This window comes from Bacillus sp. NEB1478, from assembly GCF_031582965.1.
GTDB lineage: Bacteria > Bacillota > Bacilli > Bacillales > Fictibacillaceae > Fictibacillus.
The window spans coordinates 2,112,511-2,125,949 of record NZ_CP134049.1 but is presented as its reverse complement, the minus strand read 5'-3'; the positions used below and the strand labels follow the sequence as shown (position 1 = coordinate 2,125,949).

The 13,439-nt window shown below is 37.7% G+C and carries 12 protein-coding genes; all 12 read left to right on the top strand.

The genetic code is table 11. From position 1 onward, the window contains the following. Positions 1-8: 8 nt before the first annotated feature. Complete coding sequence (locus RGB74_RS10450) at positions 9-761, top strand: ClpP family protease (RefSeq protein WP_310759257.1); 753 nt, start codon at positions 9-11, stop codon at positions 759-761. Then, positions 758-967, top strand: coding sequence for a YlzJ-like family protein (locus RGB74_RS10445; protein WP_310759256.1), 210 nt, complete (start codon positions 758-760; stop codon positions 965-967). The genes RGB74_RS10450 and RGB74_RS10445 overlap by 4 nt, the downstream gene beginning before the upstream one ends. Before the next feature lie 119 nt (positions 968-1,086). Beyond that, entirely contained in the window at positions 1,087-3,441 is a 2,355-nt protein-coding gene (locus tag RGB74_RS10440; RefSeq protein WP_310759255.1) for an FtsK/SpoIIIE family DNA translocase, read from the top strand. 303 nt (positions 3,442-3,744) lie between these two features. Beyond that, positions 3,745-4,470, top strand: a complete 726-nt coding sequence (locus RGB74_RS10435; RefSeq protein ID WP_310759254.1) for a GntR family transcriptional regulator — start codon at positions 3,745-3,747, stop codon at positions 4,468-4,470. Positions 4,471-4,557: 87 nt separating this feature from the next. Then, on the top strand, positions 4,558-5,619 hold the full coding sequence (locus tag RGB74_RS10430; protein ID WP_310759253.1) for a BMP family lipoprotein: 1,062 nt from the start codon (positions 4,558-4,560) through the stop codon (positions 5,617-5,619). An 88-nt stretch (positions 5,620-5,707) separates the two neighbouring features. Further along, positions 5,708-7,234, top strand: a complete 1,527-nt coding sequence (locus tag RGB74_RS10425; RefSeq protein WP_310759252.1) for an ABC transporter ATP-binding protein — start codon at positions 5,708-5,710, stop codon at positions 7,232-7,234. Continuing rightward, entirely contained in the window at positions 7,224-8,276 is a 1,053-nt protein-coding gene (locus tag RGB74_RS10420) for an ABC transporter permease (RefSeq protein ID WP_310759251.1), read from the top strand. The genes RGB74_RS10425 and RGB74_RS10420 overlap by 11 nt, the downstream gene beginning before the upstream one ends. Further along, positions 8,276-9,238 (top strand): ABC transporter permease, encoded by a 963-nt coding sequence (locus RGB74_RS10415; protein ID WP_310759250.1) that lies wholly within the window; start codon positions 8,276-8,278, stop codon positions 9,236-9,238. Before RGB74_RS10420 ends, RGB74_RS10415 begins: the two co-directional genes overlap by 1 nt. Positions 9,239-9,633: 395 nt before the next feature. Further along, the gene (gene yfmF / locus RGB74_RS10410; protein ID WP_310762840.1) at positions 9,634-10,932 is read left to right on the top strand and encodes an EF-P 5-aminopentanol modification-associated protein YfmF; all 1,299 of its coding nucleotides are present in this window, start codon (positions 9,634-9,636) and stop codon (positions 10,930-10,932) included. Beyond that, positions 10,913-12,202, top strand: a complete 1,290-nt coding sequence (gene yfmH, locus RGB74_RS10405) for an EF-P 5-aminopentanol modification-associated protein YfmH (protein WP_310759249.1) — start codon at positions 10,913-10,915, stop codon at positions 12,200-12,202. The genes yfmF and yfmH overlap by 20 nt, the downstream gene beginning before the upstream one ends. A gap of 60 nt (positions 12,203-12,262) precedes the next feature. Beyond that, positions 12,263-12,988, top strand: a complete 726-nt coding sequence (ymfI, locus tag RGB74_RS10400) for an elongation factor P 5-aminopentanone reductase (RefSeq protein ID WP_310759248.1) — start codon at positions 12,263-12,265, stop codon at positions 12,986-12,988. Between the two features lie 69 nt (positions 12,989-13,057). Continuing rightward, positions 13,058-13,315, top strand: a complete 258-nt coding sequence (locus tag RGB74_RS10395) for a DUF3243 domain-containing protein (RefSeq protein ID WP_310759247.1) — start codon at positions 13,058-13,060, stop codon at positions 13,313-13,315. Positions 13,316-13,439: the final 124 nt, after the last annotated feature.

The window sequence follows — 13,439 nt, the reverse complement described above, 5'->3', positions numbered from 1 at the left end:
TAATTATTATGGATCAGACACCTGAAACTGAAACACCATCACACCCGGAAGCACCGCCAAAAAAACAAGACGAAAACAGCTCCGGGCTAATACAGAAAATACAGTCTTTAGGACAAACAAATGTACCGCAATTGGAAGGGTCTAGCATACACTGTTTGACAATCGTCGGACAAATTGAAGGTCATATGCAGCTCCCGCCAAACAATAAAGCTACTAAATATGAACATCTTATCCCTCAATTGGTTGCAATTGAGCAAAATCCTAAAATTGAAGGACTTCTAGTAATTCTAAATACGGTAGGAGGAGATGTTGAAGCAGGGTTGGCAATTTCTGAGATGATTGCATCATTATCGAAACCGAGTGTGTCACTCGTTCTTGGAGGCGGTCATTCAATTGGAGTTCCGATTGCTGTTAGCGCACATTATTCATTTATTGTTCCTACAGCGACTATGACGATTCACCCAGTACGTTTAACAGGTCTCGTAATCGGTGTTCCACAAACATTTGAGTACCTGGATAAAATGCAGGAACGAGTTATTTCATTCGTTACAAGCCATTCAGAAATTAGTGAAGAACGTTTTAAAGAGCTAATGTTTTCAAAAGGAAATTTAACGAGAGACATTGGAACTAACGTTATTGGAACAGATGCCGTAAAAGATGGTCTAATAAATGAGGTTGGTGGCGTAGGGCAAGCGTTAAAGAAATTAAATGAGCTTATCGAAGAACAAAATAATAATGAAAATAAAGGTCTGAAACAATGACTTGGTATACGATGCAGCCTTATCATTTGATGTTTCCTGAAGAAGGAAAAGACATGAATGCGCAGAATGTAATACTCTATAATACCATTCCGGTACTTGTTGAAAGAACGGGTGATGAAACAAAGATCATTCAGGTTATGAGCACAGATCCTTTTCACTATTTGCGTGAGGATTGTCAGCCAGGAATGACGCTGCGAAACTTGTAAGAGTCATCTTAGAAATATGCTATAATTATTTTAAGCAGCAGCCTTCTATATGCAAGGCTGCTTTTCTTCCTTATTTAAATACATAATCGTAAATTCAACATGAGTGTGAGGTGAAATTAGTGGCAAAAAACAAAAAGAAAAAAGCAAAAAATAAAGGTAGATGGAAAGAACAGATCACCTTTGAAATTGCAGGGCTTTCGCTTTTAGCATTAGCTTCTTTAGGGCTTGCTAAAATGGGGAACGTAGGAATGGCGTTTGTTCATCTGCTGCGTTTTTTTAGCGGTGAATGGTACGGCGTTTTATTATTGGCATGTATTGTATTATCCTTTTATTTAATTTGGAAAAGAAGCTGGCCTCGTTTAATTTCTAAAAGGCTTGCTGGAGTATACATCCTATTTTTCTCATTCTTGGTATTAAGTCATTTAACACTGTTTGAGCATCTGACAAATGGCGGTGCTTGGAAAGATGCATCTGTTATAAGGAACACCTGGGATCTTTATTGGCTGCAGCTTCAAGGATCGACATCCACGAATGATTTAGGCGGCGGGATGATCGGATCAATTGGCTTTGCACTTTTTTACTTTTTATTTGGTTCTGCCGGTACAAAACTCGTTATTTTTTTCTTGATCATTGGAAGCTTATTATTGATTACTGGAAAGTCATTGTCTGTCTTTTTAGAGAGGTTTGTTGAAGGTACAAACGGGTTATCTGAAAAGCTGAAAGAGGGTTATAAAGAAAAGAAAAAAGCTGTTAAAGAAGAACGGATTAAAAAGGTCAAAGAAAAGTCAAACGAAGCATCATTACCAGAAGATGATGATACCGAAGAAATTTTAATTTCAGAAGATCCTGTCATTGAAGATTTTACGAAAAGGCTTCAGCAAACGGAAAGTGGAATTCAGTTGAAGTTTGCATCTCAAGGTTTTCATGATGCTGTACAAGCTGAAAAGAAATCAAAGGATCAAGGTGAAGAACAAGAAGCACCACCATCACCACTGCCAGCAAATTTTGGAGATGGAGTAATTCAGAATGAACATTATAAACTTCCGACCATGAATCACCTTCGGATTCCAAAAAGCAACGGTCAGCACAAAGATAAACAATATGCAGCGAGTAAAAGCAATGCTAAAAAACTTGAGAAAACCTTTGAAAGTTTCGGAGTGAAAGCGAAGGTGCTGAAAGTTCATTTAGGACCTGCTGTTACAAAGTACGAAGTGTACCCGGATGTTGGAGTTAAAGTAAGCAAAATCGTTAATTTAACAGATGATCTTGCACTTGCATTGGCTGCGAAAGATATTCGAATAGAAGCTCCTATCCCAGGGAAATCAGCAGTAGGTATTGAAGTGCCTAATCAGGAAATATCAATGGTAACGTTGCGGGAAGTTTTAGAAGCACCTCAATTCTCAGGTAATCAATCGCCTCTCGCAATTGGGTTAGGAAGAGATATTTCAGGTGAACCTATCATTGCAGATCTTTCTAAAATGCCGCATTTGCTTGTCGCTGGGGCAACAGGCAGCGGTAAGAGTGTATGTGTAAATGGAATAATTACAAGTATCCTAATGCGAGCAAAACCGCATGAAGTGAAAATGATGATGATTGACCCTAAGATGGTAGAGTTAAATATGTACAATGGGATTCCGCATTTACTAGCACCCGTTGTAACAGAGCCTAAAAAAGCAGCCCAGGCGCTAAAAAGAGTAGTATCAGAAATGGAGAGAAGATATGAACTATTCTCTCACAGCGGTACAAGAAATATAGAGGGATATAACGAATCCATTAGAAAGCAAAATGGAAGAAGTGATGCTAAGCAGCCATTTTTGCCATATATCGTGGTCATCGTTGATGAACTTGCAGATTTAATGATGGTTGCCTCAGGAGACGTTGAAGATGCTATTACGCGTTTGGCACAGATGGCACGGGCGGCAGGAATTCATTTAATAATTGCAACTCAGCGTCCTTCTGTAGATGTTATAACAGGCGTAATTAAAGCCAACATTCCTTCAAGGATTGCATTTAGTGTATCCTCTCAAACGGATTCCAGAACGATTTTGGATATGGGAGGTGCCGAAAAATTATTAGGACGAGGAGACATGTTATTCTTCCCATCTGGTGCTCCGAAACCTGTCAGAGTTCAAGGTGCTTTTCTTTCTGATGAAGAAGTTGAAACCATTGTTGAGCATTGTGTAAGTCAGCAAAAAGCGCAATATCAAAAAGAAATGATTCCTACCGAAGAAGCAGAACAACCTGTCATGGAGTCTGAAGATGAACTATTTTCAGATGCTGTTAAACTCGTGGTTGATATGCAAACAGCTTCAGTATCTATGCTTCAAAGAAGATTTAGAATCGGCTACTCTAGGGCAGCTAGATTGATTGATTCAATGGAGTCAAAAGGGATCGTCGGACCGTATGAAGGAAGTAAACCTCGAGAAGTATTGATATCGTCAGTTCCAGAAGAAAAAGAAGCATCGAGTTCATGATAAAACGGGCGTAAAAGCCCGTTTTTTTTTACACGATTATAAAGTATAACTTGTTAACATGGTGATGTGCGAACCAGCATAAAGTCAAAGTCTATAGTAAAAGTGCAACTAAGGCTGACGATTAAAGCTTTGAGTCAGCCCCGTTTTCTTTAACTACGAACATAAAAAGGAAAATAAAGTAATTTACTCTTAAAAATTTGCAAAAATAGTATTTATTTATAAGAGTAAAAATGGTATATTAATGTCGATTATTCAAATAATTTGTCTTTTAAACGTGATTATAAGCTAAGGTGTGGTATTTAGATGTCAATAAAAGCGGATCATCGCTTGTTGTATATAAAAGTTATAGAAAAAATAAAAAAAGATATTGAAGAAGGATTTTATAAAGAAGGACAGAAGCTTCCTTCAGAATTTGAGCTTTCAAAACAACTAGGAATCAGCCGTGCGACTTTAAGAGAAGCATTGCGTATTTTGGAAGATGAAAACGTACTCATTCGAAAACACGGAGTTGGAACTTTTGTAAGAACGCGTGCACTTTTTTCTTCTGGTATTGAAGAACTTTACAGTGTAACCGATATGATTGAAAGAGGCGGCAAAAAAGCTGGGACGATTTTTCTTTCTTCACAAAAAGAAGAAGCGAATGAGGATTTGTTCAACAAATTCAATAATCATCTGCCTGATGGTTTAATGATGATGGAACGTGTAAGAACAGCAGATGAAGAACCAGTTGTTTTTTGTAAGGACCTAATGCCTGCACATTTGTTTCCGGCGAAAGGGATGCATGAATATGAGTCTTTCCTAGAAATGCTTGAAAAAGAAACAGGCAAACGTGTAATGTATGCGGTTACAAATATTGAGCCTATTGGGTACCATGAGCACATCTCAGAAATATTGGAAAGTGCAGAAGGAGTTCCGCTTCTTGTGCTAAAACAAATGCACTATGACCAATTTGATGAACCTGTTTTATATTCATGTAATTATTTTAGGTCAGATAAATTTCTCTTTTCCGTTCTAAGAAAGAGATTTTAACTGTAAGTCTTTTTAGGGGGTGATCGGTAAACAACTGCAGCAATGGTTAAGTCACAATAATGAAAACATTACTAGGGGGAGAAATAGTTGAAAAAGAAATTAGGATTAATGGTAACTGCATTGTTAACTGCCGGTACAATCTTGTCCGGATGTGGAAGTTCCGATGAAGGAAAATCTTCTGGGGACAAAAAAGACTTTAAAGTAGCTATGGTAACAGATACAGGCGGTGTTGATGATAAGTCATTCAACCAGTCTGCATGGGAAGGTTTAACAAAATACGGAAAAGATAATGGATTAACAGAAGGAAAAGAGTTTAAATACTTACAATCAACACAACAAAGTGATTATAAGCCAAACTTGAATTCATTAGTACGCCAAAAATATGATCTAGTTTTCGGTATTGGTTTCTTAATGGGATCTGATGTTGAAACTGTTGCAAAACAACAGCCTGATGCTAAGCTTGCAATCGTTGATATGGTTGTTAAAGGCGATAACGTAGCAAACATCACGTTCAGTGAGCATGAAGGATCTTTCTTGGTAGGTTTAGTAGCTGGTCTTCAAACAAAGTCTAATAAAGTAGGTTTTGTTGGAGGAGTTAACAGTGAACTTATCAAGAAATTTGAAAACGGTTTTAAAGCTGGTGTGAAAACTGCAAATCCTAATGCAGAAATCATGGTTCAATATGCAGAAGACTTCAACAAAGCAGAAAAAGGCCAGCAAATCGCCAACACATTCTATGAGCAAGGTGCTGATATCATCTATCACGCTGCAGGCGGAACAGGTATGGGTGTGTTCACTGAAGCGAAAAACCGTGCAAAAAATGGACAAAAAGTTTGGGTAATCGGTGTTGACCGTGACCAGCACGAAGAAGGTATGCCAGAGAATGTAACGCTTACTTCAATGGTAAAACGTGTTGATAAAGCTGTATTTGAAGTATCTGAACAAACAGCAAAAGGCAAGTTCCCAGGTGGTAAAGTAGTAGAATTCGGTCTTAAACAAGATGGTGTAGGTATTGCTCCTACAACAGAAAATGTTTCTAAAGATGCATTAGCTAAAGTAGATGAATACAAAAAGAAAATTATTGACGGTGAAGTAAAAGTTCCAAAAACAGATGATGAATTCAAAGAGTTCCAAGCAAACTTAAAGTAAACCTTATGAATTTATTTATATAACTGGCCAGGACTTGGCATAAGCCAAGTCCTTCCTTATGCAAAAAATAGGGGGGAGAAACTTTAAGATGGAATATGTTATTGAAATGCGTAATATTCGCAAAGAATTTCCAGGTATTGTAGCTAATGATGATATTACCCTTCAAGTTAAAAAAGGTGAAATACACGCACTTCTTGGTGAGAATGGTGCAGGTAAATCAACATTGATGAATGTTCTTTTCGGTCTTTATGAACCTGAAGAAGGTGAGATCTATGTAAAAGGCAATAAAGTAGTGAACAATGATCCGAACATAGCCAACTCGCTTGGGATTGGGATGGTACATCAGCACTTTATGCTCGTAGATAAGTTTACAGTTACTGAGAATATCATTTTAGGGAAAGAGCCTACAAAAGGCGGGAAAGTTGATCTAAAGTCAGCTGCTAAAGAAGTTCAAGCCCTTTCAGACCAGTACGGGCTTAGAGTAAATCCGTATGCAAAGGTTGAAGACATTTCTGTAGGGATGCAGCAGCGTGTAGAAATTTTGAAAACGCTTTATAGAGGAGCGGATATTCTTATTTTCGATGAACCGACAGCAGTACTGACTCCTCAAGAGATTTTAGAGTTGATTCAAATAATGAAAAAACTCGTGAGTGAAGGTAAATCAATAATACTGATTACACATAAGCTGAAGGAAATTATGGAAGTATGTGACCGCTGTACAGTTATTAGAAGAGGTAAAGGAATCGGAACAGTAGATGTTAAAGATTCTAATCCGGATTCACTTGCAGCGATGATGGTTGGTCGTGAAGTGAATTTTACTGTTGCTAAAGGGTTTGCTGATCCAAAAGAATCCGTACTTACGATTAAAGACTTAGTCGTTTTAGACAGCCGAAAGGTACCTGCCGTCAATGGACTGAATTTAAATATCAGAGCAGGTGAGATTGTTGGTATAGCTGGTGTTGATGGCAACGGACAATCCGAACTTCTTGAAGCAATTACTGGACTTAGAAAGATAAGCGAAGGATCTATTCATTTAAGAGATTCAGACATTACGAATAAGACACCAAGAAAAGTGACTAGAACCGGACTTGCACATATACCGCAAGACAGACACAAACATGGACTCGTTCTCGATTTTTCAGTAGGTGAAAATATGGTTCTTCAAACGTATTATGAAAAACCATATTCAAAGAATGGGATTTTGAAATTCTCTCCCATTTTTGAAAAAGCAAATCAATTAATTACTCAGTATGACGTTCGTACTCCTGATGCTCATACGCCTGCAAGGGCACTTTCTGGCGGTAATCAGCAAAAAGCTATTATTGCAAGAGAAGTAGACCGTGATCCTGATTTCTTAATTGCGGCTCAGCCTACACGCGGTCTTGACGTCGGAGCTATTGAGTTTATTCATTCCAAACTAATTGAACAACGAGATAAAGGGAAAGCGGTTTTACTCGTTTCTTTCGAGTTAGATGAAATAATGAACGTCAGTGATAAAATCGCGGTAATGTATGAAGGTAAAATCGTTGCTGAAGTGGATCCAAAGCAAACAACTGAACAAGAACTCGGCTTATTGATGGCTGGCGGAAAGAGGGGTACTACAGATGCAGAATAACAATAACAAAATAAAATTCCTCGTTCCTCTCGTTTCCGTTTTCCTGGGATTGCTGATCGGCGGAATCATCATGCTGGTGAGTGATTATCATCCGATAGAAGCGTATGTTGCGTTATTTCAAGGAATAGTCGGCGGACCTTACTTTATCGGAGAAACGATCAGACAGATGTCTCCACTCATTCTTGCAGGGCTGGCAGTTGCATTTGCTTTTCGAACAGGCTTATTCAACATCGGCGTTGAAGGTCAGCTTTTAGTAGGATGGCTTGCATCAGTCTATGTAGGAGTTTTTGTGGATGCACCAGCATTTATTCATATTCCTCTTGCAATATTAGCTGCAGGGGTAGCTGGAGCTCTTTGGGGAGCGATTCCAGGGATACTTAAGGCGAAATTCAAGGTTCATGAAGTTATTACGACAATCATGATGAACTATATTGCATTATATAGTACAAATGAGATCATTAGACAATTTATGCTTGCTCCTGGTGAACGTACAAAAAGCGTCAAAGAAACGGCGTCACTTTCATCGCCATTTTTACAGGATATTACAGATTATTCCACTTTGCATTACGGAATATTTGTTGCTTTAATCGCTGCAGTTATCATGTGGTTTATTTTGTGGAGAACGACATTAGGCTTTGAATTAAGAGCTGTTGGATTTAATCAGCATGCTTCACAATACGCTGGAATCAACGTTTCAAAAAACATAGTATTGTCAATGGCTATTTCAGGAATTTTCGCTGGAATTGCCGGAAGTATGGAAGGACTCGGTACATACCAATACATGACGATTAATGCAGCATTCACTGGTGTTGGTTTTGATGGTATCGCTGTTGCACTTCTAGGTGCTAATAGTGCAATCGGTGTGGTTTTAGGGGCAGCTCTTTTCGGAGGGTTGAAAATAGGGGCACTGAATATGCAGTCAATCGCAGGTGTTCCTACAGAGTTAGTCGGAGTAGTTATTGCATTAATCATCTTCTTTGTTGCATGTAGTTATATTGTTCATTGGCTGATGAATCGTGTTAACAAAGGAGGTAAAATCTAATGAGTTTTATGGATATTCTAGCATTAATCGTACCAGCTGCAATTGTTTCAGCAGCTCCTCTAATCTTTACGGCATTGGGCGGTGTTTTCAGCGAAAGATCCGGAGTAGTTAACATAGGACTTGAGGGTTTGATGTTATTCGGTGCTTTCACGGGTGCAGTAACGATCTATTATGGTGAACAGCTAGGACTAGGTTCTGCGTCACCTTGGGTAAGTTTCCTGGTAGCTATGATTGTAGGTGCATTGCTTGCGTCAATACATGCGATTGCCAGTATTACATTAAAAGCTGACCAAGTAGTCAGCGGAGTTGCATTAAACTTTTTAGCTGCTGGACTAGCAATTTTCTTAACTAAAAAGATCTTTCATGCAGGTCAGACACCAGTCATTTCTGAAAGAATTTCCAAAAGTGATATTCCGTTTTTATCTGATATTCCTTTTATCGGAAAATTATTCTTCTCAAACGCTTATGCAACATCTTACGTAGCAGTTTTGTTTGCAGTTATCGTTTGGTATGTACTATATAAAACGCCATTTGGTCTTCGTCTCCGTTCAGTTGGTGAGCATCCTATGGCAGCCGATACAATGGGAATCAAAGTTCCTAAAATGAGATATATCGGAGTATTACTCAGTGGTGCTTTTGCTGGTTTAGGAGGGGCAGTATATGTTGCTTCTATCTCAGGGAACTTTACACATTCTACAATCACTGGTCAAGGTTTCATGGCACTCGCTGCAATGATATTCGGGAAATGGCATCCGCTTGGAGCACTTGGAGCAGCATTGTTCTTTGGTTTAGCACAAGCAATCAGTATTTCAGGATCTCACATTCCATTTTTAGAGGACATTCCAAAAGTATTTTTGCTAATTGCTCCTTACGTTCTTACAATCCTAGCACTAGCAGGACTTGTTGGACGAGCAGATGCGCCAAAAGCATTGGGTACTCCGTATGAAAAAGGTAAAAGATAAACTATTCGTTTTAGAGTTCGTCAATATGACGGACTCTTTTTGTTTATATACGCTCTATTCTATAGGCTGTTTTCTAAAAAAGTGTAGCTTGTTAATTTTTTATAATTGCCTTCTTCTTTGACAGTTGGTTGGAGTGGAAGGTGTGAGACTCCTACGGGAAAGGCGGGCAGGTGAGACACTTATACGTGAAACGTACGAATGTGGCTCACCGGCTGCCCCGCGGAAAGTGAGCAACCTGGAACGGAGATCATCTGCACTCAAAAACAACAATGATTGCGAAAGCAGTCTTTTATCAAATGAATTTTTTGATTTAAGAAGGATTGTCATGCTCCATATCGAAATTGGGTAAACTAGGATGTAGGCTATAATTGAAAGGGGTAACGTATCCGATGGCGATTGTAAATCATAAAAAAACAGATCTTGATGGAATAACCTTACATACAATTGAAACAAAAAAGTACAAAACCACTTCATTTGTTCTTCAAATCAAACAAACCATAGATGAGAGCACAGTTACAAAAAGAGCTTTGCTACCATCAGTACTTCAGAGCGGCACAAAGGATTTTCCATCCAGTAAAGAATTAAGAAGTGCATTAGATGATCTTTATGGAGCTACTTTAAATACTGATTTGTCCAAAAAAGGCGAAAATCAGGTGATCAGTATCCGGATGGAAGTAGCCAACGAAAAGTTCTTAAATAATTCTGAACCTGTATTAGACAAAGCTTTTCATCTTTTATCACAAGTCCTATTAGCTCCTGCCCAAGAAAACGGTGTGTTTAAAGAAAGTATTATTAAAAAAGAAAAACGAAATCTTAAACAGCAGATAGAATCCATCTATGATGATAAAATGCGTTATGCCAACAAACGTCTGCTTGAAGAAATGTTCGAATCAGAATCTTATCGATTAAATGTATATGGAAATGAAGAGGAAGTAGATGGCATTACATCCAAAGATCTTTATGAATATTATCAGCACGTTATTTTGAGAGATAAGATAGATTTATATGTGATCGGTGATATATCCTCAGATGAAATGGCTGAAAAAGTGAAAAAGCATTTCCGGTTTCCTCAAAAGCGGAATGAAGATCAGTCTTCAGAAAAGAAAGTTACAGATGAAAAGAAAATTTCTAAAATAAAAGAGATCTTTGAAGAACAAGATGTACAGCAAGGAAAACTGCATATGGGTTATCGGACTTATACAACTTACAGTGATAAGGATTATTTTGCCCTGCAAGTATTTAACGGTGTTTTTGGCGGATTCTCTCATTCCAAACTATTTATAAATGTAAGAGAAAAAGCGAGTTTGGCATATTATGCAGCATCACGATTCGAAAGTCATAAAGGAGCTATATTTGTCATGAGTGGAATTGAGACAGCTAATTATGAGAAAGCTGTTAAGATCATTAAAGAACAACTGGATGAAATAAAGAATGGCAATATAACTGATGGTGAATTCGAACAAACTAAAGCGATGATTACTAACCAGATTTTAGAGACAATTGATTCTACGATTGGGCTTTCAGAAGTGTTGTATCATAATGTCGTTGCAGGTACAAATAGAACAATTGAAGAGTGGATAGACGGTATTAAGAATGTGACAAAAGAAGATGTTGTTGAAGTTTCGAAAAAAGTAGCGCTCGATACGATCTTTTTCTTGAAAGGAGCAAGCACGAATGGGAACGAAAACATTTGATCAATTAGACGAAACATTACATTATGAAGAATGTGAGAATGGATTAAAAGTCTATGTATTAGAAAAAAAGGGATTCAATAAAACTTTTGCCACCTTTACCACGCATTATGGATCAGTTGATAACCATTTCAAACCTCTAGGTAAACAAGAAAATGTTAAAGTGCCTGATGGAATCGCGCATTTTTTAGAGCATAAACTTTTTGAAAAAGAGCAAGGCGATGTTTTTCAGGATTTTAGTAAACAAGGTGCATCAGCAAATGCCTTTACTACTTTTAATCGAACAGCTTATTTATTTTCAACAACGAGTGATGTGAAAACAAATTTAACAACTTTAATCGACTTTGTTCAAGAACCCTATTTTACTGAAAAAACAGTTGAAAAAGAAAAAGGGATCATTGGGCAGGAAATCAGAATGTATGATGACAATCCTGATTGGAGAGTATATTTCGGTCTGATTGAAAACATGTATCATAATCATCCTGTAAAAATCGATATTGCGGGAACAGAAAAATCAATTGCAGATATCACAAAAGATGATCTGTATGAATGCTATGAAACGTTCTATCATCCAAGCAATATGATTTTATTTATAGTAGGTCCTGTTAATGCGAAAGAAATTTTGGATTTCGTAAAAGAAAATCAAGCGAAGAAAACATTCAAGGAAAAAGCACCCATTGAAAGGTTCTTTGATGAAGAACCTTCAAGTGTTGCAAAAAAAGAGAAAGTGATTGAAATGACCGTTCAAACACCAAAATGTTATATGGGATACAAAGAAGCATCTCCAAACCGAAAAGGAAAAGACTTAATGCGCCATGAGCTTTGTGTGAACCTTGCTTTGGAGATCATGTTTGGAAAAAGTTCTCCAAATTATGAAGCGTTGTATGAGGAAGGTCTCATCGATCAAACCTTTTCTTTTGATTACACAGAAGAGAATGGTTTTGGCTTCAGCATGCTTGGCGGAGATACAAAATCACCTGACGAGTTTGTAAAGCGCGTCTCTGAAATGATTGAAAGCTTTAAAATGCAGACTCTATGTGAGGAATCGTTCGATCGTGCTCGCAAAAAGAAAATCGGAGCTTTCTTGCGGTCTTTGAATTCACCTGAATTTATTGCGAATCAATTTACAAGATATGCCTTTAATGAAATGGACCTTTTTGATGTAATTCCCGAATTTGAGGGTTTACGGGTTTCCGATGTCGAGGAAGTTCTTCAAAGCCATTTTAATAAAGAAGCTATGAGTGTTTGCCAAGTGCAAAAAAAGAAGTCATAATAAAAAGAAAAAAGCATCCACTAAAGGGGTGTTTTTTTCTGTTAAAGAAGGGATATTCAATTGAAGACAGCACTTGTCACCGGGGCAACCGGTTCAATCGGAACTGCAATTTGCCGGATGCTTGCAAAAAAAGGATATTTTTTGTACATTCATTTCAATAAGAACGAAAAAAAAGCGAAAATGCTGCAAAAAGAATTACATGAGTCATTTGATGTGAAAAGTTCTATCTTACAGGCAGACCTTTCTAAAACAGATGGTCCTGAGAAATTAGTGAATCAGATTACCGAAAATGTTGATGTATTTATTTATAACTGTGGAAGTACCCACTATGGATTATTTACTGATTTTACAAATGAATCAATACGGGAAACGATGCAGCTTCATCTACTCAGTGCAATCGAGATCACTAAATCGCTTGCGAGGAGTATGATAAATCAAAAATACGGGAAAATCATCATGATCTCCTCGGTATGGGGAGAGGTTGGTGCTGCTTGTGAAACTGTCTATTCTTCTGCAAAAGGAGGTTTGGATACGTTCGTAAAAGCACTGGCTAAAGAGCTGGCACCGAGCAATATAAATGTTAACAGTATCGCACCAGGAGTCATTGAAACACCGATGCTGGATCAATTTTCTGATGATGAAAAGCATGATCTTGTCTATGATATACCAGCTGGCCGTTTCGGGCAGCCAGAAGAAGTAGCATATGCGGCTGAGTATTTGATCAGTGAGAAATCAGCTTATATTTCGGGTCATATTCTTTCAATAAACGGGTCGTGGTTTACTTGAAAATGAATGTATAAAAAACAATGAATTATGGGATATTAATGCTGTATCAACCTTGAAGGAGGAGACAGCATGTCTGTATTAGACAACTTTGGCCAATGGAAAAGTTTCTTGTCCGATCGCCTGCAGCACGCAGAGCATGATGGCATGAATCATGATGCTATTTCTAATTTAGCAACTGAAATCGGTGGGTATTTAGCAAATCACGTTGAACCTAAAAACGATGAAGAAAAAATACTTGCTGATCTTTGGAAAGTGGCAGATGATAACGAAAAACACGCCATTGCTAACATGATGGTAAAGTTAGTACAAAACGACTCAAGCCACTAAGCGCAAAAGAGGATGTTAAGATTTTTTTCTTAACATCCTTTTATTTTGCTTTCATAATAAATTGAAATCATTTATTATTAGAAACAAGAATATTTGATGAAATTTGTTTTATTTTGAAGAATAA